This is a genomic window from Pusillimonas sp. T2, assembly GCF_002236805.1.
Classification (GTDB): Bacteria; Pseudomonadota; Gammaproteobacteria; order Burkholderiales; family Burkholderiaceae_B; genus Neopusillimonas.
In genome coordinates this window covers 43,812-69,121 of record NZ_NIQA01000008.1, presented here as the reverse complement: position 1 = coordinate 69,121, position 25,310 = coordinate 43,812, and the positions used below count along the sequence as shown (strand labels likewise).

Below are 25,310 nucleotides of genomic sequence, written 5' to 3'. Positions count from 1 at the left end.
TTTTTGTTTGGTTGCTTCTCAAGCGTTTTCAGGTTTCTTGAATGTCCAAGTGGTTATTGCCAGAGCATCTGGCCGATATCCTGCCCGCAGAAGCGCGTCGCATCGAAGAACTCCGGCGCGACCTGCTTGATCTGTACCGCACCCACGGGTTCGAACTCGTGGCGCCGCCGTTGGTCGAGTACCTCGACTCTTTGTTGTCGGGTACCGGCAGCGATCTCAACTTGCGTACCTGCAAGCTTGTCGATCAGCTCTCGGGCCGCACGCTAGGCGTTCGAGCCGACATCACGCCTCAGGTGTCTCGTATCGATGCCCACCTGCTTAATCGCCCTGGGGTGACGCGGTTGTGTTATTGCGGCACCGTGTTGCACGCACGTCCGGCCGACTTACTCTCTGATCGCGAGCTGTTGCAAATCGGTGCCGAAGTCTTTGGTCACGACGGCGTCGAAGCCGACATTCAAATCATTCAGCTGGCCCTCGAAAGCGTACAGCGCGCCGGGGTCCGAAATGCCCGTATCGACCTGAATCATCCGGGTGTGTTCCGTGCGCTGGTCAATGCCGACCCGGCCCTGGCCGAAGTTGATGCCGAGCTCTCCGAGATGCTGGCCTCAAAAGATGTGTCGGGAATCAGTCGCCTGTGTGCCACACTCAGTGACGTACGTCCCGATACTGTCCAGGCGCTGGTGGCCCTGCCGCGACTTTATGGCGGTGTCGCCATGCTCGATCAGGCTTTACAGGTTTTGCCGCGCTTGCCGGCCGTACTAAAAGCGGTCAACGACCTCAAAGCGTTGGTTGCCGCCTTGCCCGACTACGAATTCAGCATCGATCTGGCTGACGCGGGTGCAGGTTACGCTTACCACTCTGGCGTCGTGTTTTCTATCTACGCGCAAGGCTGGCACGACGCCCTGGTGCGTGGTGGGCGCTACGATGGTGTGGGCAAAGTTTTTGGCCGGTCACGTCCGGCGACAGGGTTCAGCCTCGACTTGCGCAAGCTGTCGGCAGGTTTGGGTGCGCCGCCGCTGGCGCGCGCCATTCAGGCCCCCTGGGGTACTCAATCGGCCTTGGTGCAAGCTATTCGCAGTCTGCGTGAAGCGGGCGAAATTGTGGTTCAGGTATTACCAGGGCAACCCCATTCCCTTGACGAGTTCCAGGTCGATCGCGAGCTGGTGCAGGAAGATGGGCAATGGGTCATACGGGCGATTCCGGGCGCGCAATAGTGCGTCGGGTCGCAGGGTTCAATCAATTAGTTGTTGTAAAGACTAGCTTTTTCTATATCGCAACATGAGCAAGAATATCGTGGTTATCGGCACCCAGTGGGGTGACGAAGGCAAGGGCAAAATCGTCGACTGGCTGGCAGAGTCGGCCCAGGGCGTCGTTCGTTTCCAGGGTGGCCATAATGCAGGCCATACCCTCTGGATTAATGGCACCAAGACTATTTTGCGTCTCATTCCATCGGGCATCATGCACCCGGGCGTCACTTGCTATATCGGTAACGGGGTGGTGCTTTCTCCCGAAGCCTTGCTGAAAGAAATCGTCGAACTCGAACAAGCCGGTCTCGACGTCCGTTCGCGCCTGCAGATTTCGCCGGCATGTCCGCTTATCTTGCCGTACCACATTGCGGTCGATCAAGCGCGCGAACGTCGCAAGGGTGATGGCAAAATCGGCACCACCGGTCGTGGTATTGGTCCGGCCTACGAAGACAAGGTCGCCCGTCGCGCCATTCGTGTCCAAGATCTGTACAACCCCGCTGTGTTCGACGAAAAGCTCGCCGAGGCGCTCGACTACCACAATTTTGTGCTTACCCAGTATCTGGGCGCTGAAGCGGTCTCCGCCGACGAGGTGCGCGAACAAGCCATGTCTTTGGCCGGCCAGATCGAACCCATGGTTGCCGACGTATCCAACAATTTGCATTTGGCGCAAAAGGCTGGTCAAAGTCTTTTGTTTGAAGGCGCACAAGGCGCATTGCTTGATATCGACCACGGCACGTATCCGTTCGTCACCAGCAGCAATTGCGTTTCAGGTGCAGCTGCGGCAGGTGCGGGCGTTGGCCCGCAAGCCTTGCAGTATGTTTTGGGTATTGCCAAAGCCTACACCACACGTGTGGGTTCTGGCCCGTTCCCGACCGAGCTTCATGACGAAACCGGTGCGCATCTGGCCAAAGTAGGTAAAGAGTTCGGTTCGGTCACTGGCCGTCCGCGTCGTTGCGGCTGGTTCGACGGTGCGGCAATGAAGCGCTCGGTCATGATTAACGGCATTTCGGGTCTGTGTATTACCAAGCTCGACGTGCTCGATGGCATCGAGACCATTCGTATTGGCGTAGGGTATCGTTATAAGGGTCAATTCCTCGATGCGCTGCCCTACGGTGCACACGCTGCAGCCGAAGCCGAGCCCGTCCTCGAGGAAATGCCCGGCTGGACGGAGTCCACAGTGGGCATCACCGAATACGACAAGCTGCCTGTCAATGCCCGCCGTTACCTCGAGCGCATCGCTCAGGTTTGTGACGTCGGTATCGACATGGTGTCAACGGGCCCCGATCGCCTCGAAACTATCGTTTTGCGCCATCCCTTCAAAGGTTAACGCCAAACCTCTTCAACCTTTTACCATCGCGCCGCAGCTTTCCGTTGCGGCGCGATCGGTTTATTATTACGTTCTTTGTTCCAAGGACTCTTCATGAACTTGCCCCCAAGCACCGACCGCGACCTCTGGATCTCCTGGGATCAGTATCATTCGCTTATCGAGCGTCTTGCCCTGAGCATCCACGAGTCTGGCTGGGAATTCGAGAAAATCATCTGTCTGGCTCGTGGGGGCATGCGGGTGGGCGACGTTCTGTCGCGTATTTTCGATGTGCCCTTGGGTATTCTGGCCACCAGCAGTTATCGCGAAGCCGCAGGTACCCAGCAAGGCTCCCTCGATATCGCCCAGTTCATTACCATTACGCGTGGTACTCTCGATGGTAAGGTGTTGCTGGTAGACGACATGGTCGATACCGGCATGACTTTTATTCGTGTGGGCGAGCATCTTCGTCAGCAGTTTCCTGCCATTACCGAATTGCGTAGCGCCGTGTTGTGGTGGAAGGGCCACGCCCAGGCAACCCCCGACTACTTCGTCGAAAAATTGCCTACCAACCCCTGGATTCACCAACCTTTCGAAGACTACGACAGCCTGCGTCCCCACCAACTCGAGGCCTGGGTACGAAAGGGTGTCAGAAATATCTGATTCATGCTAGAATCTTAGGCTAACCATACGGCTTTAATTAGTTGCAGCTTAAAATTACAGTTTTTTGGCTGATTTAGCCCACTTTATTTAACCTAACCAACCAGAAGGCTACCGAAATACATGCCTACCGTTCGTCTTAAAGAAAACGAGCCCTTTGAAGCCGCTCTGCGTCGCTTCAAGCGCACTATTGAAAAAAACGGTCTTTTGACCGAACTGCGTTCGCGCGAATTCTATGAAAAGCCTACAGCCGAGCGCAAGCGTAAGCACGCCGCCGCTGTCAAGCGCCACTACAAGCGTATTCGCAGCCAGCAACTGCCTCCCCGTCTGTATTGATCCCCGAGTCTTTTGTACAAGACTTACTCGCCCGGGTTGATATAGTCGACGTTGTCGGGCGGTATGTGCAGTTGCGTAAAGGTGGGGCCAACTTGCTTGGCCTCTGTCCTTTTCACAACGAAAAATCCCCATCTTTTACCGTCAGCCCCACCAAGCAGTTTTATCATTGCTTTGGGTGCGGCGCGCACGGCACAGCCATTTCCTTTCTTATCGAGCATACCGGGGCCAGCTTCCCTGAAGCCGTGCGTTCGTTGGCGGCAAACGTCGGGCTGGTGGTGCCTGAAGCCCAGCGCTCACCTCAGGCGCAAGCCGCGTCGCGTCGTCGCAAAGAAGAGGTTTCACGACATCAGCAGTTGCTTGATACGGCACAACAGCATTATCTGAAGCTGCTTAAAGCCACGCCTGCAGCCACCGATTACCTGAAAAAGCGGGGGCTTACCGGCGAAATTGCCGCGCGCTTCGGGTTGGGCTGGTCAGGTACCGATCGGCGTGGTTTGGCCCAGGTCTTTTCCCATTATGAGGACCCGTTGCTGGTTGAAGCCGGCTTGGTTATCGAGGCCGAAGACGGCCGTCGTTACGATCGTTTTCGCGAAAGGGTCATGTTCCCCATTCGTAATGCGCGGGGCAATCTTATCGGTTTTGGCGGTCGCGTCATCGGTAAGGGCGAGCCCAAGTACCTCAACTCGCCCGACACGCCCATTTTTTCCAAGGGGCAAGAGCTCTATGGGTTGTGGGAGGGGCGTACAGGCATTCGGGCAGAGGGTTGCGTGCTCGTGGTCGAGGGGTATATGGATGTCGTGGGTCTGGCGCAGTTGGGGCTCGAAAATGCCGTGGCTACACTGGGTACATCCACTACGCCTCAGCATGTGCAAAAGCTGTTGCGTGCCAGTGATCGCGTCATTTTCAGCTTTGATGGCGACAAGGCCGGGCGTCGTGCTGCATGGCGTGCCCTGCAGAACTGTTTGCCGCTGCTGCGCGACGACATCTCCATTCGTTTCTTGTTCTTACCCGATGATCACGACCCCGACTCGTTCGTGCGTGCCAATGGCGCTGAAGCGTTTCGCGAGTTGATGGCAAGCGCGCCGGCCTTGTCCAGCTTCATGCTCGACGAGCTGGCGTCTCGACACAACATGACCGAGCCCGAAGGCCGGGCCGCGTGTGTGCACGAGGCCAAGCCTTTGCTTGGGCAACTGCCTGCAGGTACTACTGTGCGCTTGCAGATCGAGCGTGAGTTTGCGCGTCGCGTATTAATGACGCCGGAAGAATTAACGGCCTTGCTTGATGCCGCGCGTCCAGATGTCGTCGAGCCGGGGGTTCAGGCTGCCGTTGCGCCCTCTGGTGTCGTCAGGCAGGGTGGTGACAATGATTTTGGGTCTGTGCCATTGTCCGAGGATGGCTGGGTTCCCGATTTCGAGCCTGCCGGCTACGGCGAGCCGCCGGGTTGGGCGTTTGATGACGCACCGGCCTTTACGGTAGCGCAGTCGGGTAGCGCAAGGCAGACCGATGCAGGCAAGCCGTCGCAACGCGCTCCGTTTGCCGGCTCAAAGCGTCAGTCATTCGGGCAGCAGGGCCGTTCGCCGCTCAAGCGTCAGCGGCCTGGCATTGCCGGAGGGGGTAACCGTAGCGTTACCTCGATGGCCAAGCGTCTGTTGCGCTTGTTGCTTGCTCACCCCGAGCTTGCCGACACGCTGGGCGACCAGCAGCTTGAAACTTTGGCGCGCGGCCCTCATCTAAGTCTTGTAAGAGACCTGATTGCTTTAATCAGTGCGACCGGTGCCCGGCATGTGGGTGCGCTGCTTGAGGCGGCCGACCCCGATTCTGATCTGGCAGCGGTTTTGTCAGATTTGACTACCGATGTGTTGGGGCACGACGATTTGCCCGACCCGGTAGCGGAGTGGCACGACGCCATGCACAAAGTTGAACTCGATGTTATCAAGACCGAGCAATTGCAGCTGGTGGCGGCAGGGCTGAAAGATGATTCAGCCCGCGAGCGCTACCAGTTGTTGGCGCGCCGCTTGGCGCAGTTGACCCAAGCTTGATAGGCAGAAAATTTACTGTGTAAAAAGACTTAACTGCTGTAAAATAAAAGGTTTTATATCGTCTTTATTGGTTTGATACAGACAAGGCAAAGGGTGGGGCGGTTTTTTGCGTGCCGAGTGTTTTTACGCCGGCAAAGCAGCAAAGTTCGTCCTTTAACCTAAGCCTTGCGGCCCACGCAAAATGCGGGGCGGTTTGTTGTCAGGCTGGTTGGCGGCTGGTGGCCATTGCACCCTGTAACCCATAAGCTGGTCAGGGCATTTATCTTAAGGCACCGGCGTCTGCAACCCGCAGTCAACAACGCTGCATCACGGCAGTAAAGACACTAGTTTGCCCTTGCATTACTCGCCGGCCTTTGCCCGCGGGTTTTTGCACTTACGGAAGCGACCATGACCAAAGCGACTGATACGACCCCTAAAGCGGCAGAGCTGGAAACTGCCGGCAAAACCAAAACGTTGGCGGCCACCAAAAGCGCAAGCAAAACAGCCGTAACGCCAGGGGCTGTCAAGAAGGCGGCCAAAAAAACCGCAGCCCGCAAAACAGCGGCCAAAGCGGCAGACATCGACATTGACGACGATTTCGAAGTGTCGGCCGAGCCTAAAAAGCGCAAGGCGCGTACCCCTACCGGGCGTCGTCCTGGTCGTCCGGCCAAAGCTGCCAACAACGACAGCTCGCCGTTCGACGATGGCGACATCGATATCGAAGCCGAGGTCATCCCTGAGCTCAAGCCCATTGCCAAGCGCGGTGGCAAGCGCGGCAAGGGCGACAAAGATGTGCCTGCACGCAGCCAGCTGACCCCCGAAGAACAGGAAGCCCGTCGTAATCGCCTCAAGGTCCTTATCAAGCTCGGTAAAGAGCGTGGTTACCTTACGTACGGCGAGATCAACGATCACTTGCCTGACGACCTGGTCGATGCCGAAGCCATTGACGGTATCATCAGCACGTTCAGCGACATGGGCATTTCGGTCTACGACCAGGCGCCTGACGCCGAATCACTGCTGCTCAACGACAACGCACCGGTCGCTTCCAGCGATGACGATGTCGAAGACGAAGCCGAAGCTGCCCTGACGACGGTTGATTCCGATTTTGGTCGTACCACCGACCCGGTGCGTATGTACATGCGCGAAATGGGAACCGTCGAGCTCCTGACACGTGAAGGCGAAATCGAGATCGCCAAGCGTATCGAAGATGGCCTCAAACACATGGTCATGGCCATTGCGGCGTGTCCCACCACCGTCAACGAAATCCTCAACCACGTGCAGCGCGTGCGCGACGGCCAGGCTCAAATCGACGAAGTTGTCGACGGTCTGATCGATGAAGAGGGCGAGGAGTATGCTGGCGCCGGTGTATCGGTTGACTCCGATGAAGACGACGGTCCGGCCGGCGGCATGAGCAGCAAACAGCTCGAGCACCTTCGCACCAAGTCAATGAAGAAATTCGATGCGGTCGCACAATGGTTCGAAAAAATGCGCCGCGCCTTCGAATCCGAGGGCTACCACGCCGAAAGCTACAAAGAAGCGCAAGAAGCTATTCTGACTGAGCTGATGGGCATTCGCTTTACGGCAAAAATGGTCGAAAAACTGGCCGACACTCTGCGCGATCAGGTTGCTCAGGTGCGTAAGCTCGAACGCGAAATCCTGTCGATCTGCGTCGAGCGCGCCGGTATGCCGCGCGCCTATTTCATTAAAGTGTTCCCAGGTAACGAAACCAACCTCGAATGGGTACTGGGTGAAGTCGCCGCTGGGCACGAGTATTCCGAAACGCTCGAGCGTCACGTGCCTGCGGTGCAAGAAACTCAGCAAAAGCTCATCGATTTGCAGTCCAGCGTTGTTTTGCCGCTTAAAGACCTTAAAGATGTCAACAAGCGCATGGCAACGGGCGAAGCTAAGGCACGCAAGGCCAAGCGCGAAATGACCGAGGCCAACCTGCGTCTGGTTATTTCTATCGCCAAAAAATACACCAACCGCGGTTTGCAGTTCCTTGATCTTATCCAGGAAGGCAATATTGGCCTGATGAAGGCCGTCGATAAGTTCGAGTACCGTCGTGGCTACAAGTTTTCAACGTATGCCACGTGGTGGATTCGTCAGGCCATTACGCGTTCTATTGCCGACCAGGCCCGCACCATTCGTATTCCGGTTCACATGATTGAAACCATCAACAAAATGAACCGGATCAACCGCCAAATTCTTCAGGAAACGGGTGCCGAGCCCGATCCGGCAACGTTAGCGCAAAAAATGGATATGCCTGAAGATAAGGTGCGCAAGATCCTGAAAATCGCCAAAGAGCCGATTTCCATGGAAACGCCTATCGGTGACGATGACGATTCTCACTTGGGTGATTTCATCGAAGACTTGGCTAACTTGTCACCATCCGAGTCGGCGTTGCAGGGTTCGATGCGCGACGTGGTCAAAGAGGTCCTCGATTCCCTGACACCGCGCGAAGCCAAGGTCCTGCGCATGCGTTTCGGTATCGAAATGAGCACCGATCAAACCCTTGAAGAGGTGGGCAAACAGTTCGATGTCACGCGTGAGCGTATTCGTCAGATTGAAGCCAAGGCCCTGCGCAAGTTGCGTCACCCCAGCCGTGCTGACAAGCTGAAAAGTTTCCTCGAAAGCCAGTAAGTAAAAAAGCCCCGCCAAGCAGCGGGGCTTTTTTTATGCGCGAAGGCGACGGTAACCTGGGTCAGGCCGAGGGGCGCTTTTCGCTGAGTGCGCGTTCAGGGATGCGCAAACAGAGGATGACTGAGATCGCGGCAATCAGGGCGCTGATCAGAAAGGTGTGACGAAAAGCCTTTTCGCCCGAGCTCATCAATACGGCGCGTGCGGCATCGCTGAGTGGGGGGAGTTGCCCTTCAATCATTTGTCGTACGGTTTCCGCACTCGAGAGTTCGGTCAGGGTAGCGGGCATATAAGACTGAAGCAGAGCGAACAAGGCGGCGGTCAGAATGGCGATACCTACCGCAGCACCCACCGAGCGACTGAAAGAGGCAAGACCGGTGGTCACGCCGATATGACGCTGGGCTACGGCATTTTGCGCAGCAACCGTCGAAGTGGGCAATTGCAGACCGATGCCGATGCCGGCCAAGGTAGTGAACAGAATCACCCAGCCGGTTGCGGTGGGGTCAGTGTACGCAGTAAGCGCCATGCTAACAGGCACCATCGAGGCGCCGACAAGCTGGATATTTCGGTATTGTCCCAACCGCGCCATCAAAGTGCCGCCAATATAGGCGCCCGCCGGAATCGCGACAGACAAAGGGACAAGTTGCAGGGCGGCACGGTCTGCGCCTGCGGCAGTGAGCATCTGCAAACGCAGGGGTATCAGGATGGTCAGCGCAATGAGTTCGATAAACGCAATAAACAGCAAGACGCATGACGCCGCGACGATGGGGTTAGCCAATAGTACGAGGGGGATGATCGGCTCGGCAGCGCGCTTTTCTTGCCAGACAAACGCTGCCATGAATACGACGGCTATCGCAGCCAGCGTTACGTTGTAGCTGTCGAGTATGTGAGTGCCGTGGCCGACCCGACTGATAGCGATCAGGAGTGTGGTCAGCCCAGCCGTCAGCAATAACGCACCACCCACATCGACGGAGCGCTTGATGCTGGGTCGAGACAGGCGCACCAGGGTGCGTTGAGAAATCATGTAGGCCGCCAGGCCAATAGGCAGGTTGACCCAGAAAATCCAGTGCCATGACAGGTACTCGGTGAGCAGTCCGCCCGCAATCGGCCCGGCCACGCTGGCAATGGCAAAGCTGACACTGATGTAGCCCTGATACCGGCCGCGCTCGCGCGGCGAGACAATGTCGGCGATGATGGCTTGCGAGACCGACAGCAGTCCGCCGCCGCCGATGCCTTGGAGGATGCGAGCGCCTATCATCATGGGCATGGAGCTGGCCATTGCGCATAGAACCGATGCGCCCAGAAAGATAATGATGGCGCTGGAAAGCATGGCACGTCGGCCGTAAAGGTCACCCAGTTTGCCATAGATAGGGGTCGAGACAGCGACGGCGATCAGGTATGCCGAGACGACCCAGGCCAGCCACTGAACACCTTGCAAGTCGGCCGCCATGCGGGGCAGGGCGACGGCGACAATGGTTTGCTCCAGCCCCCCCAGAATGATGGCGACCATGAGTCCGGCCACGACCTTACGTATTTCGCGGTCGGTCAGGGTTGTGGGTTGGCTTGCGGCAGGCGTTGAGCTGGGTGTTACGGACATTTCTAGGGTTTCCCCCGGTAGAGTTGATCAGGCAACTCGGATAATATCATCCCACAATTCCATAATTAAATTGCCGTTTCACTTATAAAACAAGTTGATCTATCAACAAAATTTTAGCGGTTCAAATTTATCCACCACGGGAGCAATGTATGAACATGAAAATTTCACGCCGGTCCTTGATCAAGTCGGCCGGTGTTGCGGTTGGTTTGGGTGCTATGCCCATGCGGTTCAGTTGGGCAAACGCCCCGACCAAAGTTGGGGTCATTTTGCCTACCAGCGGCGTATATGCGTTTCCGGGGCAGGCATCGCGTCGTGGCGTTGAATTCGGCGACCAAATTAATAAAGAGCGTAACGGCCCGCCGATGGAGTTTATTTATGCCGACACCGAGTCAAAGCCTGAAAACGGCCGTGTGGCGGCCGAGAAGCTGATTCGTGACGGATGCACCGTGCTGATTGGAGCCTGGGATGCGGCCGCCACGATTTCGGCCGCGCAGGCTGTTGAAGCAGCTAAAGTGCCGCTGGTCATCAATGTGGCCTCTGCTCCTCAAATTACCGAGCAAGGCTTCACCCAGATTTTCCGTAATTTCACCCCGGCTACACAGCTGGTTTCCAATGCGGTCGAGCGTATCCGCGAGCTGACCGCGTCGACCGGCAAGCCGCCCAAGAATGCGGTGGTTTTGTACGTCAACGACACCTTTGGCCAGTCGGCACTTAAAGCCATGCAGGCCGAATGGGCACGTACGAACATGCCGATTGAAATTCTGGACACCATCGGCTACGACGTTCGGGCCAAAGACCTGTCGGTCGAGGTGGCCAAGGCCAAGGCCACTGGCGCTGAGCTGTTGTTGCCTATCACCCGTGTCAACGACGCCATCATGATTGTGCGCGAAATGGTCAAGCAAGATTACAACCCCATGGCCATTATTGGTCCGGGCAGCCCAGGGCCTTACGAGAAATCGTTTACCGACGCGCTGGGCAAGTATGGTGACGATTACATGGTGTGTGTGCCTTGGTTGAACGTCAAGAATCCTCGTGCTGTCGCGCTGGCCGAGCGGTTTGAGCGTCAGGTCAAGGGCAGTCGGTTCGAGCTGAATGTCGGGTTCTCGTACGAGGCGGTTGAAATCGTGGCCAATGCGTTAAGCCGCGCCAAGTCAAGCGATCCCGCGGCCATTCATGCGGCGCTAAAAGCCACCAATATCACCGATCACGTCATGTTCGGCGGCCCCATCCAGTTCAACGAAAAGGGTCAGAACCCGAATATTGGTGTGGCCCTGTTGCAAAACAAGCGGGGCACACCAACAGTGGTCGGGCCTAAAGACCTGGCGGTTGCCGAGCCGATTTACCCGATGCGCCCCTTCGACGATCGTTGATCGGGTCGGTACGGTTCGCATGGCGGGCCCGGCCTAATACCCCGGGCCCGTCGTGACTATGGGTTTGATGATCAATCCTTAAGGTTTTTTTATGCTTTCTTTATACGCCAATGTGGTTGCAGGCGGCGTTCTCATCGGCATTATCTATGCGCTCATCGCATTAGGGCTGACGATCATGTTCGGCGTGATGCGTGTCGTGAATTTTGCTCACGGGGAACTGGTGGTGCTGGGCATGTATCTGGGCTACCTGATTTGGTCGGTGCTGGATATTACGCCGGTGATGGCAGTGCCCATTTCAGCGGTGGTCATGTTTTGTTTTGGCTATGTGTTGCAGGCCGGGCTGGTTAATCGCTTCATCCGTCGCCCGCACCATGCGCAGTTCATTTTGTTTATCGGGTTGGCCCTTGTCATCACCGGCGTTCATATGCTGGTGTTTGGCCCCGACGCCCGCTCTATTGCCGACCCTTCCAGTTTTGATACGTACAAATTTGCCGGCTTACGTCTGGATGCGGTCCGAGTGTACGGCGCAGCGGTAGCCTTGGTCATGATTGTGCTGCTGCTGGTGTTTTTGCGCTATTCGACCACCGGGGCTTCCATCAGGGCTGCGGCTGATAACCAGGTGGGTGCGGCCGCTATTGGTTTGCGTGTCAATCGTTTGTATGCGGTTACTGCCGGCATTGGCGTGGCCTGTGCCGGGGTTGCGGGGACGCTGATTTCGCCGGTATTCGATACCCAGCCCTATCTGGCGGGCGAGCTCACGCTTTTGGCGTTCATTATCGTTATTGTGGGCGGTTTGGGCAGCCTCATGGGCGCACTGGTCGGCGGTATTTTGATCGGCGTTTCCGAAAGCCTGGCCGCACTGCTGATCAACCCAGCCATGAAATCAATGATTTCTTACGGGCTGATGATTCTGGTCCTGTTGCTGCGTCCTCAGGGGCTGTTCGGGGAGAAGCAACGATGAATAAAGAAACGGTGAAGCTTTGGACATCTTTGTCCATTGCCTTTTTTGTGATCATGGCTTTGCTGCCGTCGTTCACGTCCGACTCTTTGATTGCGGTACTGACGTTGGTCATGATGTTTGCCTTTTTCGGCCAGGCCTGGAACCTGATGATGGGGTATGTGGGGCAATTGTCGCTGGGGCATGGCCTGTACATTGGCCTGGGGGCCTACGTATGCGCTATTTCGGTGGGTTCATTTGGCTTGTCGCCGTGGGTTGGTATCGTCATCGGCGCGTGCATCAGCGCTGTTGTCGGGGCTTGCATCGCTTGGTTAGGGTTTCGTTTTGCGGTCAAGGGCATTTATTTCACTTTGCTGACCATTGCCTTTGCCGAACTAGGGCGCCTGACATTCGAGAACTGGTCTTTTGTCGGGGGCTCAGCGGGTTACTTTTTGTCTGTACCCGAAGAAACTAACCCATTGCTTAATCTGCGTGGCGGTACAACGTTTTTCTATTTTTGCTTTTTGGTTTTGACCGGCCTGGCGTTTCTGGCCTGTGCGTTATTGGCACGCTCCCGCCTGGGGTACTTTTGGCGCGCCATCCGCGAAGACGAGGACGCGGCGCGCGCGATAGGGGTCAAGGCCTTCAGCCTGAAAATTCTGGCCGTCATGATCAGTGCCGCCATGACCAGCGTGGGCGGTTCGTTTTACGCCTTGCTTAGCGGTAGCCTGTTTCCAGACACCATCATGGGCATGCGGTTTTCGATCGAGGTCATTATTGCGCCCATCATTGGCGGCATTGGGACGTTGTTCGGGCCTATCGTCGGTGCTTTTTTCGTCATTCCCATTAACGAATTTTCCAACCATGCGGCTCAGTCCATGGGCGTGTTCGGGCTCAATATTCTGATTTATGGGGTGTTGATTCTGGCGGTCATCATCTTTTTGCCCGACGGGATCTGGCCACCGATTGCTCGCCGCATCGAACGTTGCTACAAGCGTCGTCATGACGAGGCACAGGTATTGAAGAAGGTTGAGTCATGACACAAGCATTGCTTCAGGTTAAAGATATCACTAAGCGCTATGCCGGCTTGACAGCAGTCAGCCATGTCAGTTTCGACGTTCCCCACGGTAGCATCATGGGGCTGATTGGCCCCAACGGGGCCGGAAAGACGACGTGTTTTCAAATGATTGCCGGCGCGGTAGCGCCTACCGAGGGCGAAGTCTTTTTTGATGGGCGGCGTCTTACCGGACTTGATCCGGAAGATATTTGCGCCTTGGGTGTGGCACGGACGTTCCAGGTAGTGCGGCCATTGCAAGACATGACCGTACTCGAAAACGCCATGGTTGGCGCGTTGTTGCGCACGCCTACCATGGGCCAGGCTCGCGACCTTGCCGCAGCAACGCTCGACAAAGTGGGGCTGGGGCCTAAGAAAGACATCAAGGCCATGCATTTAACGTTGCCCGACCGAAAAATGCTTGAGTTGGCCAAGGCATTGGCAACTCGGCCACGCCTCTTGCTGCTTGACGAGGTCATGGCTGGGTTGCGACCGACAGAGGCCGACGAAATTATCGCTGTCTTACGTGCCCTGAACCAAGAAGGGCTGACGATTGTGCTGGTTGAACATGTCATGCGTATTTTGATGTCGATCGCAGACCATGTGGCTGTGCTGCATCACGGCGAACTGATCACGCAGGGCACGCCTGACGCCGTTACGCAAGATCCGCGCGTCATTGAAAGTTATTTGGGGAAGGGAGCAAAGCATGGCCACTAACATGGCACCCCTGCTGGATATTCGCGATTTGCGCGTCAGTTACGGCGAGGCCGAGGCTCTGGCAGGCGTCAGTTTTCATATTAACCGGGGCGAAATCGTTTCTATCGTCGGGGCAAACGGGGCGGGTAAAACAACCTTGATCCGGGCGATTGCGGGGATGATTCCAGCAACGGGCGGGCAGGTCGATTTCGAAGGTCGGCCTATTCTCGGGCTCGACAGTACGCAGGTGTGCGAGCTCGGTATTGCACAGGTACCCGAAGGGCGTCAGATTTTTCCGAGCTTGAGCGTTGAAGAGAACCTGCGCTTAGGGGCGACATTGCGTCGTTCGCGCGCCGACCGCCAAAACAATATCGATCGTGTTTACAACACGTTTCCACGACTGGCAGAACGCAAGACGCAAAAGGCAGGTACGTTGTCGGGTGGCGAGCAGCAGATGCTGGCTATCGGACGTGCGCTTATGGCCAACCCCATGCTGGTTATGTTCGATGAGCCCTCGTTGGGGCTGTCTCCGTTGCTGACCGAAGAGATGTTTGATGTGGTTCGCAGTCTGCATGCGAACGGCCTGAGTGTGCTGCTGGTTGAGCAGAATGTTGTCGAGTCGCTCGAATTGTGTGATCGGGCTTATGTCCTTGAAACGGGGGCCATGGTGCTTGAGGGTGCAGGCGAGGCATTGCTTCAAGACGACCGTGTCCGACAGGCGTATCTGGGGCTTTGATCGTTATCGGTTTTTAGGGGTGAGGCTGTCAGGCGCAGAGACAATGCGTGCGCCTGGCAGCTTCTTTTTTAAGACCCGGGCGAAGGCTTGGCTTGCTGGCGTGAGCGTAGCGGGTTCAGCAGGGGTTTGAGCCCGTTGTGGTCCATTTCTTGTAATAAGGCCAACAGCCGCCCGATTTCTCCGGGGGGGAAACCGGCGCGCGCAAACCAGTTCAGGTAGTGACCGGGCAAGTCGGCCAATATCCGCCCTTTGTATTTGCCAAAGGGCATTGTCCAACTCACCAGCTTTTCAAGGTCTTCCGGGCTCATGACTACGCGGGTTGGCCTGCTGCGGCGTGTGTTGTTTCATTTAGTGCCGTCATGATCTCTGCGATCTGCTGATAGGAACGAAGCCGGCGTTCGTGGTCGTAGACGTCTGAGACGATGATCAGCTCGTCGGCTTTTGTTTGCGACAGCAATGTCTTGATGCCTTCGCGGACGGTGTCGGGCGAACCAATAATTGAGCAAGCCAGCATACGCTGTGCCTGCCGCTTTTCTTCGATGCTCCAGTACGCGTCGATATCGTCGATGGGCGCTTTGCTGAGCCCGCGATCGCCTCGCAACAGGTGGGTAATCGACATCTGCTGCGTAGTGGCCAGTCGCTGCGCTTCGTGGTCGGTGTCGGCCACAATAATATTGACGCCGACTATGGCGTAGGGAGTCTTCTGTTGTTCAGAAGGCGTAAAACGGGAGCGGTAGGTTTCAAGGGCGGTGTAAAGGTAGTCGGGGGCGAAGTGAGAGGCAAACGCATAAGGTAGGCCGAACTGGCCGGCCAGTGCCGCCCCAAACGTGCTGGAGCCCAGAATGTAAAGCGGGACATTGCTGTCGGCGCCCGGAATGGCGCGGATGCGCTGGCCTGGTTCGATTGGCCCCAGCAGGGCCTGCAGCTCAAGAACATCTTGTGGGAAGCTGTCTGCGCTGCCTGGGTGGCGGCGCAATGCGCGTAAAGTCAGTTGGTCGGTGCCGGGGGCGCGGCCCAGGCCCAGGTCAATGCGCCCGGGGTACAAAGCGTCAAGGGTGCCGAACTGCTCTGCAACAACCAACGGCGAATGATTGGGCAGCATGATGCCGCCCGAACCGACACGAATTTTTGAGGTGCCTGCAGCCACATGACAAATAGCCACTGAGGTGGCGGCGCTGGCGATGCCGGGCATATTGTGGTGTTCCGCCATCCAGAACCGGGTATAGCCCCAGTTTTCGGCCTGAGCAGCCAGGTCGCGAGCGTTGTCCAGCGATATTTTTGCATTGCCGTTTTCGCGGATGCGAACCAGGTCAAGTATTGAATATGCGGTCATGCGTGGTACCTCAGTAAGTGGGCCGAAGCGAAGTCGGGTTTGTGATGCAAAAGGGTGGCAGGGGGGTAATAACCTGGTTTTACTGGTGGCGTTGTTCGCGCCGGTGCTCCCAGGGCGCGGTGGGCGCGCTGTCGTTCCAGAGCCCGATGCGGGCAGTTTGGGCGCGTTGCTGAACCGAGAGCAGTGTTTTGTCGCGCACGTATTGCGCATAGACCCAGGCTGCGCCCTCAGACACCATGGTTGTCGCCACATCTTTACCCGCGCAGCGGGCATCGGCCAACATCCGGTCGTACTGGTCGGTACCCGTCACCGTCAGCTCAACGGGTTCGCCCCGGCGGCACAGGTTGCGCAGCATGTCCCGCGATGCAATACCGTGCTTCTGGTCAAGTTCGGGGGCGTCGATTTGGTGCAGCCTGACCTTGACGCTGTTCTTTTGCCCCGGGCAGTTGGCTCGCAGGCTGTCGCCATCGTGAACGCTGCTGATGGTGCAGACAAGCGTATCGGGCGTTGCGGTCGAACCGGCGGAACCGTTCTGCGAGTAGGCAAACCATGCGGCTGCCACCGCAGCAATAACAGCGCCAAGACGGGCCGGAGCGCCCGTTATCTTGCCCTGTTTTTTGTGTCGCTTCCCGGAAAACATGACAATGTCTGAATCTAAATCTAAACCTCTAGTGTAACGGTTGTCTGCTGTGTGGCCGGCACTGGGCGGTTGTTACGTGGCATTATCGTTGCTTCCCGGTAATTTGATTGCGGCCGATTTTGGCCGTGAACGTGCAGGTGTTTTATGTCAGACAATATTTCGGTGTGCTGGTTCCGAACGGACCTTCGCGTGGCTGATCATGTAGCGTTGACGGCATCGATGTCGGCTGGGCCGACAGTAGGTGTTTACGTGGTTTCGCCGTCGCAATGGGCCAAGCACGACGATGCGCCCGTGAAAGTGGATTTTTGGCGCCGTGCGCTAAAGGCCTTGCATGCCGATCTTGCAGACCTGAACGTCCCGCTGGTGGGGCTATGTGTTCAAGAATGGGCTGATGTCCCGCAGGCGATGCTTGAGTTCTGTCAACAAATACAGGCGCATAATGTGTTTTGCAATCGCGAATCTGGTGTTAATGAACGCCAGCGCGATCGGGCAACCTATCGTCTTTTGCAGGCGCATGGCATTGTCATGGAAGGCTTTGATGATGCCACTTTGCTTAAACCGGGTACGGTGCTGACGGGTGCAGGCGCGCCTTATCGCGTGTTTACACCGTTTGCCAAGGCATGTCGCGAACGGTTGCGAACCGCCATGCCGGTTGTTTTGCCTGCGCCTCGACGTCAGCCGATGGCCCCTGCGTCCATTTTGAGCTTCGAGCCGCCCGAAACGTTGATCGACCGCGCAGGTTACGGTGACTTGAGCACCCAAATGCGCGATCGTCTGGCAACGCTTTGGCCGGCGTCTGCCGATGCGGCGTACGACCGCCTGGCGAAGTTTGTCGAATCGAGCCTGTCGGTCTACCACGACCAGCGCGATTATCCAGCCATCGAGGGGGCCAGTAAGTTATCGCCCTATCTTGCCGCTGGGCTGCTGTCTCCCCGAACCTGTTTCGTTGCCGCAGCCCGCGCCAACCAGGGCGAGCTCGACTCTGGCGTCCGGGGGGCGTTGAGCTGGATGAACGAATTGCTTTGGCGCGAGTTTTACCGGCATCTGATGCAGGCCTATCCGCAATTGTCCATGTGCAAGCCGATGCGTCCCGAAACCGACAAGGTCGCCTGGCGTCAGGCGCCCGATGAGTTCGATCGTTGGGCTCAAGGTCGTACCGGCGTGCCTATTATCGATGCCGCGATGCGCCAGTTATTGGCTACTGGCTGGATGCACAATCGCCTGCGCATGATCGTTGCGATGTTTCTAACGAAAAATCTGCTGATTGACTGGCGGCAGGGCGAGGCTTTTTTTATGCGCCATCTAATCGACGGGGACTTTGCCTCCAACAATGGGGGGTGGCAATGGAGTGCGTCGACGGGGGCAGATGCTGCGCCTTACTTTAGGGTGTTCAATCCACTGAGTCAGTCTGAGAAATTCGATCCGGATGGTCGGTTTATCAGGCATTGGTTGCCCGAACTGGCCGACTTGCCCGCGCGCGAAATCCACGATCCGTCGCCAATTGCCCGCCGAGCCCGGGGCTACGTCGACATGATGGTTGACCTTAAAGCCACCCGGTTGCGCGCAATCGACGCCTTCAAAGTCTAAATTCACACGGCTCATTCTGGTGCCGTGTAATAGAATCCGCTTATATCTCTACCTATAAGCAGGGTTTTTAATGCCGTTGAACCGTTTGGCCGATCATGTGCCCGGGGTCTTGTATGAGTTCGTCATGTATCCCGATGGACGTATGGCGTTTCCTTATGCCAGCAGGGGGATGCGTGACATTTACGGTGTCAGCCCTGAAGAAGTGGTGGCCGATGCAAGTAAAGTGCTGGCGCTGCTGCACCCTGACGATTTACCGCGGGTTCGCGAAAGCATTCTGGCGTCGGCACGCACGCTTGAACTATGGCGGGCCGAGTATCGCGTTTGTTGCCCAGGGCAGCCTGTGCGTTGGGTCAGCGGCGAGTCTACGCCGCAGCGGCTCGCCGACGGCGCAACGCTATGGTACGGGTATATCTTCGATATTACGAGTCGAAAGCAGCAAGAGGCCACACTGGCCGAAATGCAGGCCAGTTTTCTGTTGACCATGGAAGCCTCGAATACGGGTCTGTGGCGATGGGACCTTCACACGAACGAGGTCAATTGGTCTGATGAGGCTTATAGTCAGCTGGGTTACGCGCCGCAGTCGTTTCCCATGACCCTCGAGGTGTTCAGGTCGCTCATGCATCCCGATGACGCGCCCGAGGCCTTTTCACGTGTGGGGCCGCTAAAACATGTCAATCAAAGTTTTCAGGTCGGGTTTCGACTTAGAAACGCAGAGGGCGGCTGGACCTGGCTTGAGTCGCGCGGCAAGGTCACGGCTTACGACAATGAACAGCGACCCCTGATCATGTTGGGCACACACGTGCCCATAGACAGCACCATCGAGGCGCAGCATGCGGTCGAGCTGGCCAGGCAAGAGGCCGAGATGGCGAACCAGGCGAAATCGGTCTTCCTGGCACACCTCAGCCACGAAATACGCACACCACTGTCTGGGTTGATCGGTTTAAGTCAGATGGGCCTGCAGGCCACCGAGGTCACGACTCTTCACCAGACATTGCGCCAGATTAACCAGTCGTCCAGGCATTTGTTGACGTTGCTTAACAACGTGCTCGACATGTCAAAAATAGACGCCCAAAAACTGGATATTGCGTCGCGCCCGTTTTCACCCGCAAACGTCGTCAATGCGGTCGTGAGCTTGTTCCAGCCCCTTGCCGACGACAAGGGGCTTGACCTTAGGGTGTTTGCCGATGAGGTCACCCTGAACGTTTACGAAGGCGATGAATTGCGCCTGCGTCAGGTGTTGCAGAATTTGCTGAGCAATGCGCTGAAGTTCACGGCACGCGGGGGCGTTGAATTGCATGTCGATGTCGTGCGCCGGCAGGATGATACCGAGTGGTTGAAGTTCTCGGTGTCGGATACGGGGATAGGCGTTGCCGGTGGTCAGCACGACCGCTTGTTCAAGGCTTTTATTCAGGCTGACAGCACCATCAGTCGGGACTATGGCGGGTCTGGGCTTGGTTTGGCCATTTGTCAGCGCCTGGTAAGTGCCATGGGCGGGGACAACATTCATATCGACAGTCGTCCGGGTGAGGGTGCAACCTTCAGCTTTGTGTTGCCGTTGCGACGCGGTCAGTTGCCGTTGCCCGAACCTATCGACACAACTTTTGGTCAGTTGACAGTACGTGCGCTGGCGGGGCGGGTACTGCTCATCGAGGATGACCCGATCAGTCAGGAAATCGAGTCTGCACAGCTGGTTCAGTTTGGGTTGTCCGTCGTGTGTGCCGCTAGCGGGCCCGAGGCGTTGAAGCTGATCGACACTCAGGTCTTCGATGCAGTTATTTTGGATATTGGTTTACCGTATATCGACGGCTTTGCGGTTGCGCGCAGTATGCGCGCGCGAGGCCTGAGTGTGCCGGTGATTGCGCTGACGGCGGCTACAACGCAAAACGATCGTGTCCGCAGCGTGGCAGCGGGCTTTGACGCGTATTTGGTCAAGCCTGTTGAGTCGGCCGATTTATATGACACGCTGGCTCGCTGGTTGGGACACGGGGCGATCGACTTCGGGGGTTCAGGCCAGATGGCGGCAGTATCGCCGCCGCGCGATGATCATACCGATTACCTGCATGTCCAGGCCGCGATTGATCGTCTGATGGGGAACGCGACGCTGTATCGTAAATTGCTCGCCCAGTTTTCAGAGCAACTCGACCGACATTACGGTCGGCTGGTCACAATCTTGCTTGGGTTGGACGCCAAAAGCACCGCCGCGGAATTTGTCGTTGCGCAAAGCCTGGTGCATAGTTTAAAAGGTGTGGCGGGCAATCTTGCCCTGGAAGAGCTGGCCGTACTGGCCGGCGATATCGACCGGCACCTGAAACAGCGCAAGGTGCCTGCGCCGACGCTGATCGATTCTTTCGAAACCTTGCGGTTGCAGTTGTCGGACCAAATAGCCGCGTATCTCTCAGACCCAGCAGAGCCCGCTGAGTGGCAGCAGCTCAATACCGGGCCAATAGACACGCGGCCGCTTATGTTCAGGTTGCAGGCTTTGTCGGCCGCGATTGCGTCAAGCCAGTTTATCAGTGAGGAAACGTTGGCTGATATTGCCGCATGTTTGCCAACGACGTTGAGGCAAACCTTCTGGCCGCCACTTGAGTCGGCACTTGACGGGCTGGATTTTGATGCGGCGGCCGAAGCGTTGGCGGCCTTGCGTCGCGAGCTGGGAGCAGGGTAGCGCCATGTCGGCTTTTCGAGTCAGGTCCTCGCTGGTGCGGCGGCTGACGTTGGCCATGCTGTGGGTCATTGGCATCACCGCGCTCTGTTCGCTGTTGTCGGTCGGTTATTTCGTTTACCAAGATAATCGGGCACAGTTATTGGTTCATGAAGAGTCCACGACGGATCTTGTGGCTGAGCGTATCGACCAAGGGCTGGCTGACCGCCGAGAGGCGCTTGTTGTGTTTTCGCAGTTACTGCACGACGGAAATGCCTTGCGTGACGTGTCCGAATTGCGCACGGCGCTCGATAGTCGAGTGATGTTGCGCTCAGCGTTTAATAACGGGCTTGTCATCACCGATGAGAACGGGGTGGTCCTTATCGATTCTCCCACGCGGCCCGGCCGGGTCGGCCGGGACCTGTCGGGCCGGGCGCATTTCCAGCGAGTGCTACGCGATAAGGTGCCGGTGATATCGCCACCGGTTATTGGTGGGGCGACTGCCGAGCCGGTATTTGTCATTGCCGTGCCCATTTTGTCGGGCGACCGCAGTTTGTTGGGTATGGTTTTTGGCGTGACCCGGCTGACCAGAGACAATCTGTTGACCCAGGTGTCAACCAAACAACTGAGCCATGGCGGTCAGTTGTTTGTACTAGACCTTGAGCGCAAGGTGGTTGTGGCGTCAACCCTTGCTGAACTGGCCCTGCAGCCTCTGGATGCGTTGCATGATAATGGATTGGTTTCGCAGATAATGGCGGGGCATTTGCAGGGCGTGGCTCGGTCGCCGCTTGGAGAACGTGTCATTTATTCAGCGCGGCCACTCAAGATGATGGACTGGTTGGTCGTGCATACCTTGCCTACCGACCTAGCCCTGGCGCCGGTGCATGCTTTATTGCTTAAGCTGGCGTTACTTACCGGCTTGCTGACGATAGGGGCGGGTGCGTGCGTGGCCGTGTATATCCGTCGTCAGCTTCGGCCCCTCGAAATCGCGGCAACTGATGTTCAGGCCATGATTGAAGGCACGCGCGACTCGACGACGCTCGAGGTCGCCAAGCCTGATGAAGTGGGGCAACTGGTGCACGCCTTTAACCGGTTGATGGGTCATCAAGCGCATCAGAATCTTGAGTTGCGAGATGCCAAGGTGCAGGCAGATGCTGCGAACCGCGCAAAATCGGCTTTTCTAGCCAACATGAGCCACGAACTTCGTACCCCCTTGAACGCCATTATCGGTATGGCTGACCTGCAATTGGGCGAATCGCAGTCACCGTTGCAGCATCGGCGCACCGAGCAGGTCAGGCAGGCGGCGCGCGCGTTACTGCTGATGGTTGACGACATTCTTGATTACTCGCAGCTGGATAGCCGCGATTTGCAGATCAAGCTGCAGCCGTTTCAGGTAGATGATGTCTTCGAGCAACTCGCCGCGATGTTTGCGCGCCCGGCATCCGACAAACGCCTCGAATTGGTGCTGCGTGTCGACCCGGACATTCCGGCCGGGCTGACGGGTGATCCGTTGCGGCTGGCCCAAGTGCTGATGAAGCTGGTGGGTAATGCCGTCAAGTTTACCGAACAAGGTTATGTCGCGGCCGGCGTAAGCTTGGTTCGGCGCGAGGGCAGACAGGCCTGGCTTCGATTCGACGTTTCAGACAGCGGCCCGGGTATCGAAAATGACCAGTTGCCTTATTTATTCAAGCCTTTTTCGCAATTAGATTCGTCTAATACGCGGCGGTACAGCGGAGCGGGGCTGGGGCTGCCGGTCAGTCAAGCTTTGGTGCAGTTGATGGGGGGTGGCGGCATCAATGCCCGAAGCCGCTTGAACGAGGGGTCGCAATTCAGTTTCGAGCTGGCTTTTTCACTGGATCCGGCAATACAAGCTGTGCCCGACCAACCGCCCTGCGGATCTGAGCCGTGTCATGTGCTCGTGGTTGAGGATGATGCGCGGGCACAAGAGGCGTTAACAGAGCTGTTGGCGGCATGGGGCGCCGTTGTCGACACAGTCGAAAGCGGTGAGCAGGCAATTGAGCTGATTGCGGCTCGTCTCGAGACCGGCGGCATTTTCGATATTGTGATTGTCGACTGGTCGTTGGCACCGCTAACCGGACTGAACACTTTACGCCGTTTGCGTCATTTGTACCGCGCCCGAAACAAGACTGAGCCCTGGTTTGTGCTTGCGGGCACCGAGGCCATTGCTCAAGCCAGTATGTTGCCCGAAGATGACTTTCCTGTATTGCCCAAGCCGGTTCTGCGCGCACGACTGCGCGATATGTTCGAGCAATTGCGTCGATCGGGTCTGGACGAGACGTCTGCGGTTGTGGCGGGCCGGTTTGCCGGACAGCGGGTCTTGGTTGTGGACGATAACGAGATTAACCGCGAGGTCACGATGTCGCAGCTTGCACGGCTGGGGTTGCAAGCCGTCTCGGCGGCAAATGGCGTCGAAGCTGTCGAGTGCTTTAAAGAAGGTCAATTCGATGCGGTTCTGATGGACATCCAAATGCCGGTTATGGACGGCTACGAGGCGGCGCGGCAGATCAGAAACCTGGACGAAGCCGTACCCATTATCGCCATGACGGCGGCGGGTCTGGTGGAAGACCTTGATCGAGCGCTGGCTGCAGGTATGGACGCTCATTTAGGCAAGCCGTTTGATGTCCAGACCTTGAGCGAGGTGCTGGCGGCTTGGCTTGAGGCCATGTCCGAACGGCCGGCCGAGCTCGCCGTGGCGATGAGTACGCCCGGCGACGAGCGCAAGACCTTGCTGATCGTCGACGACGTGCCCGCTAACGTCAAAATGCTCGCCAACTATTTGAAAGACGATTATGTTATTCAGGTTGCGGGTAAAGGTGAGAAGGCACTGGCCATTGCGCAGGGCGATCACCCGCCCGACTTGATCCTGCTGGACATCATGATGCCCGGTATGGACGGTTACGCGGTGTGTCGTGCCCTGAAGAATAATCCGGCGACCCAGTCGATTCCGATTATCTTTGTCAGCGCCCTGACAGAGGCCGTCGAGGAAGAGCAAGGGCTCAATTTGGGGGCTGTCGACTACATTACCAAGCCATTCCATCTGCCTATTGTGCGGGCGCGTATCCGCAATCAGGTGCGGCTCAAGGCCAAGGCTGACATGCTCGAGGAAATGTCGCATATCGACGGGCTTACCCAAATTGCCAACCGCCGCAGTTTCGACCTGACATTGGCGCGCGAAGCCAGCCGGTTAAGTCGTAATGGCTTGCCCATGGCCCTTGTGATGATTGATATTGACTTCTTCAAGCCGTACAACGACAACTACGGCCACGGCCGCGGCGATGAGTGTCTTATCAAGGTAGCGACAGCGCTGCGCAAGGCCGTGAACCGCCCTGGCGATTTATTGGCCCGATACGGGGGCGAAGAGTTCGCGGCCATTTTGCCGGAAACCGATCTTGGCCAGGCCCGTGCTGTAGCTCAGCGATTATGCGATGCCGTACGCAAGCTGGCTTTGCCGCACGAGTTCTCGCCCGTCGCGCCTCATGTCAGTATCAGCTTAGGTTGTACCGCCATGGTGTTGCAAGACCCTGCAGAGGCGGCAATGCTGTTTCAGCGTGCAGACGAGGCCCTTTACGAAGCCAAGCGCCAGGGTCGCAATCGTGTTGTTGCGCTGTAAGTATGTATTGCCTGCAGGGTAGCATCGGTGCTTTTTACGGGGCAACACGCTAAGCTATGCTTTTATGCATCAAAACTTGGCTTCTATGTTTGCTCCAGACGATCTGGCCGATTTGCAACAGGCCAAAAACTTGCTTGAACACCCCGGTTTAGCCTCCCGCATTACGGGGGTTATCGGCATGCCGATAGAAAAAGGCTTGGCCCGTTTGCCGGCATCGTGGTCGCGCCAGATCGGTGATGTGACCCAGAAGGCGCTGACGCAGGCGGCCAATGCGGCGCTGTACACCTTGAGAGACCAGCCTGGCCGCAACCCCTCGAACCGTTGGCATAAGGTCGGGGTAGCGGTATCCGGCGGGGTTGGGGGCTTTTTTGGTTTAGGCGCCATTGCCATCGAGCTGCCCGTATCCACTACGATTATGCTGCGCTCTGTGGCTGACATCGCGCGTGGTCACGGCGAATCCATTTCTCACGAAGACACGCGTCGCGCCTGTATCGAGGTATTTGCTCTGGGGGGCAGGACGGCCGCCGACGACAGCGCCGAAAGCGGCTATTTTGCGGTACGCGCCGCTCTGGCTCAGTCGGTGACCGAAGCCGGTAAGTACATTGCCGAAAAGGGCCTGGCCGACCAAGGGGCCCCGATGATGGTCAAGCTGATTGCTCGGGTGGCCAAGCGTTTTGGCATTCAGGTCACCGAAAAGGCAGCTGCACAAGCTATTCCCGCCATTGGCGCAGCCGGCGGTGCGGCCATCAATACGCTGTTCATGAGCCACTTCCAGGACATGGCGCGCGGTCATTTCATTGTGCGCCGGCTTGAACGCCAGTATGGCGTCGAGGCTGTGCGCGAAGCGTATGATCGCTGTTGTGTCTAATGTTGGTCGGTACGGTCGG

19 protein-coding genes are annotated in these 25,310 nt (G+C 57.1%); 15 read left to right on the top strand and 4 right to left on the bottom strand.

What is annotated here, in order from left to right; all coding sequences use genetic code 11:
* Positions 1 to 41 precede the first annotated feature (41 nt).
* The 6 genes from PuT2_RS12360 (at position 42) to rpoD (ending at position 8,204) form a co-directional block, all read left to right on the top strand.
* Entirely contained in the window at positions 42 to 1,214 is a 1,173-nt protein-coding gene (locus tag PuT2_RS12360; protein WP_093971291.1) for an ATP phosphoribosyltransferase regulatory subunit, read from the top strand.
* Positions 1,215 to 1,278: 64 nt separating this feature from the next.
* Positions 1,279 to 2,574 carry an adenylosuccinate synthase gene (locus tag PuT2_RS12355; protein ID WP_093971290.1) on the top strand — a complete coding sequence of 432 codons (1,296 nt, stop codon included), beginning with the start codon at positions 1,279 to 1,281 and terminating at the stop codon, positions 2,572 to 2,574.
* 93 nt (positions 2,575 to 2,667) lie between these two features.
* Positions 2,668 to 3,213 (top strand): phosphoribosyltransferase, encoded by a 546-nt coding sequence (locus PuT2_RS12350; protein ID WP_093971289.1) that lies wholly within the window; start codon positions 2,668 to 2,670, stop codon positions 3,211 to 3,213.
* Between the two features lie 120 nt (positions 3,214 to 3,333).
* A complete protein-coding gene (gene rpsU / locus PuT2_RS12345) occupies positions 3,334 to 3,546 on the top strand; it encodes a 30S ribosomal protein S21 (protein ID WP_093971288.1) in 213 nt (70 codons plus the stop codon).
* Positions 3,543 to 5,585: a DNA primase gene (gene dnaG / locus PuT2_RS12340; RefSeq protein ID WP_093971287.1), complete on the top strand. Its 2,043-nt coding sequence runs from the start codon at positions 3,543 to 3,545 to the stop codon at positions 5,583 to 5,585. Before rpsU ends, dnaG begins: the two co-directional genes overlap by 4 nt.
* Positions 5,586 to 5,972: 387 nt before the next feature.
* Entirely contained in the window at positions 5,973 to 8,204 is a 2,232-nt protein-coding gene (rpoD, locus tag PuT2_RS12335) for an RNA polymerase sigma factor RpoD (RefSeq protein ID WP_093971286.1), read from the top strand.
* A gap of 61 nt (positions 8,205 to 8,265) precedes the next feature.
* Here rpoD and PuT2_RS12330 read toward each other — a convergent pair whose 3' ends face one another.
* Complete coding sequence (locus PuT2_RS12330) at positions 8,266 to 9,798, bottom strand: MDR family MFS transporter (RefSeq protein ID WP_093971285.1); 1,533 nt, start codon at positions 9,796 to 9,798, stop codon at positions 8,266 to 8,268.
* A 149-nt stretch (positions 9,799 to 9,947) separates the two neighbouring features.
* On the opposite strand from PuT2_RS12330, the gene PuT2_RS12325 reads away from it, so the two are divergent.
* The 5 genes from PuT2_RS12325 to PuT2_RS12305 all read left to right on the top strand — a co-directional run bounded on the left by PuT2_RS12325 (position 9,948) and on the right by PuT2_RS12305 (position 14,591).
* Entirely contained in the window at positions 9,948 to 11,168 is a 1,221-nt protein-coding gene (locus tag PuT2_RS12325) for an ABC transporter substrate-binding protein (RefSeq protein ID WP_093971284.1), read from the top strand.
* A gap of 91 nt (positions 11,169 to 11,259) precedes the next feature.
* Positions 11,260 to 12,129: a branched-chain amino acid ABC transporter permease gene (locus PuT2_RS12320; protein WP_093971283.1), complete on the top strand. Its 870-nt coding sequence runs from the start codon at positions 11,260 to 11,262 to the stop codon at positions 12,127 to 12,129.
* Positions 12,126 to 13,145 (top strand): branched-chain amino acid ABC transporter permease, encoded by a 1,020-nt coding sequence (locus PuT2_RS12315; protein ID WP_093971282.1) that lies wholly within the window; start codon positions 12,126 to 12,128, stop codon positions 13,143 to 13,145. Before PuT2_RS12320 ends, PuT2_RS12315 begins: the two co-directional genes overlap by 4 nt.
* A complete protein-coding gene (locus tag PuT2_RS12310; protein ID WP_093971281.1) occupies positions 13,142 to 13,876 on the top strand; it encodes an ABC transporter ATP-binding protein in 735 nt (244 codons plus the stop codon). Before PuT2_RS12315 ends, PuT2_RS12310 begins: the two co-directional genes overlap by 4 nt.
* A 10-nt stretch (positions 13,877 to 13,886) precedes the next feature.
* Positions 13,887 to 14,591, top strand: a complete 705-nt coding sequence (locus PuT2_RS12305) for an ABC transporter ATP-binding protein (RefSeq protein ID WP_093971364.1) — start codon at positions 13,887 to 13,889, stop codon at positions 14,589 to 14,591.
* A 68-nt stretch (positions 14,592 to 14,659) separates the two neighbouring features.
* On the opposite strand, the gene PuT2_RS12300 is transcribed toward PuT2_RS12305, so the two are convergent.
* The 3 genes from PuT2_RS12300 to PuT2_RS12290 all read right to left on the bottom strand — a co-directional run bounded on the left by PuT2_RS12300 (position 14,660) and on the right by PuT2_RS12290 (position 16,564).
* Entirely contained in the window at positions 14,660 to 14,899 is a 240-nt protein-coding gene (locus PuT2_RS12300; protein WP_093971280.1) for a DUF3820 family protein, read from the bottom strand.
* A gap of 2 nt (positions 14,900 to 14,901) precedes the next feature.
* Positions 14,902 to 15,924 carry an LLM class flavin-dependent oxidoreductase gene (locus PuT2_RS12295; protein ID WP_093971279.1) on the bottom strand — a complete coding sequence of 341 codons (1,023 nt, stop codon included), beginning with the start codon at positions 15,922 to 15,924 and terminating at the stop codon, positions 14,902 to 14,904.
* A gap of 79 nt (positions 15,925 to 16,003) precedes the next feature.
* Positions 16,004 to 16,564: a thermonuclease family protein gene (locus PuT2_RS12290; RefSeq protein ID WP_093971278.1), complete on the bottom strand. Its 561-nt coding sequence runs from the start codon at positions 16,562 to 16,564 to the stop codon at positions 16,004 to 16,006.
* A 144-nt stretch (positions 16,565 to 16,708) separates the two neighbouring features.
* Here PuT2_RS12290 and phrB point away from each other — a divergent pair, with 144 nt between their 5' ends.
* The 4 genes from phrB to PuT2_RS12270 all read left to right on the top strand — a co-directional run bounded on the left by phrB (position 16,709) and on the right by PuT2_RS12270 (position 25,291).
* A complete protein-coding gene (gene phrB, locus PuT2_RS12285) occupies positions 16,709 to 18,151 on the top strand; it encodes a deoxyribodipyrimidine photo-lyase (RefSeq protein ID WP_093971277.1) in 1,443 nt (480 codons plus the stop codon).
* Positions 18,152 to 18,221: 70 nt separating this feature from the next.
* Entirely contained in the window at positions 18,222 to 20,816 is a 2,595-nt protein-coding gene (locus tag PuT2_RS12280; RefSeq protein ID WP_093971276.1) for a PAS domain-containing hybrid sensor histidine kinase/response regulator, read from the top strand.
* Positions 20,817 to 20,820: 4 nt separating this feature from the next.
* Positions 20,821 to 24,423, top strand: coding sequence for a response regulator (locus tag PuT2_RS12275; RefSeq protein ID WP_158214044.1), 3,603 nt, complete (start codon positions 20,821 to 20,823; stop codon positions 24,421 to 24,423).
* A 64-nt stretch (positions 24,424 to 24,487) separates the two neighbouring features.
* Positions 24,488 to 25,291: an EcsC family protein gene (locus tag PuT2_RS12270; protein ID WP_216820818.1), complete on the top strand. Its 804-nt coding sequence runs from the start codon at positions 24,488 to 24,490 to the stop codon at positions 25,289 to 25,291.
* Positions 25,292 to 25,310: the final 19 nt, after the last annotated feature.

Bases quoted from the DNA above. Each gene is read 5' to 3' on its own strand.
- PuT2_RS12300 (WP_093971280.1), bottom strand. From the start codon at position 14,899: ATGAGCCCGGAAGACCTTGAAAAGCTGGTGAGTTGGACAATGCCCTTT.
- PuT2_RS12315 (WP_093971282.1), top strand. From the start codon at position 12,126: ATGAATAAAGAAACGGTGAAGCTTTGGACATCTTTGTCCATTGCCTTT.
- PuT2_RS12355 (WP_093971290.1), top strand. From the start codon at position 1,279: ATGAGCAAGAATATCGTGGTTATCGGCACCCAGTGGGGTGACGAAGGC.
- PuT2_RS12280 (WP_093971276.1), top strand. From the start codon at position 18,222: ATGCCGTTGAACCGTTTGGCCGATCATGTGCCCGGGGTCTTGTATGAG.
- PuT2_RS12360 (WP_093971291.1), top strand. From the start codon at position 42: ATGTCCAAGTGGTTATTGCCAGAGCATCTGGCCGATATCCTGCCCGCA.
- PuT2_RS12330 (WP_093971285.1), bottom strand. From the start codon at position 9,798: ATGTCCGTAACACCCAGCTCAACGCCTGCCGCAAGCCAACCCACAACC.
- PuT2_RS12275 (WP_158214044.1), top strand. From the start codon at position 20,821: ATGTCGGCTTTTCGAGTCAGGTCCTCGCTGGTGCGGCGGCTGACGTTG.
- rpsU (WP_093971288.1), top strand. From the start codon at position 3,334: ATGCCTACCGTTCGTCTTAAAGAAAACGAGCCCTTTGAAGCCGCTCTG.
- PuT2_RS12325 (WP_093971284.1), top strand. From the start codon at position 9,948: ATGAACATGAAAATTTCACGCCGGTCCTTGATCAAGTCGGCCGGTGTT.
- PuT2_RS12320 (WP_093971283.1), top strand. From the start codon at position 11,260: ATGCTTTCTTTATACGCCAATGTGGTTGCAGGCGGCGTTCTCATCGGC.
- PuT2_RS12295 (WP_093971279.1), bottom strand. From the start codon at position 15,924: ATGACCGCATATTCAATACTTGACCTGGTTCGCATCCGCGAAAACGGC.
- PuT2_RS12310 (WP_093971281.1), top strand. From the start codon at position 13,142: ATGACACAAGCATTGCTTCAGGTTAAAGATATCACTAAGCGCTATGCC.
- rpoD (WP_093971286.1), top strand. From the start codon at position 5,973: ATGACCAAAGCGACTGATACGACCCCTAAAGCGGCAGAGCTGGAAACT.
- phrB (WP_093971277.1), top strand. From the start codon at position 16,709: ATGTCAGACAATATTTCGGTGTGCTGGTTCCGAACGGACCTTCGCGTG.
- PuT2_RS12290 (WP_093971278.1), bottom strand. From the start codon at position 16,564: ATGTTTTCCGGGAAGCGACACAAAAAACAGGGCAAGATAACGGGCGCT.
- PuT2_RS12350 (WP_093971289.1), top strand. From the start codon at position 2,668: ATGAACTTGCCCCCAAGCACCGACCGCGACCTCTGGATCTCCTGGGAT.
- PuT2_RS12270 (WP_216820818.1), top strand. From the start codon at position 24,488: ATGCATCAAAACTTGGCTTCTATGTTTGCTCCAGACGATCTGGCCGAT.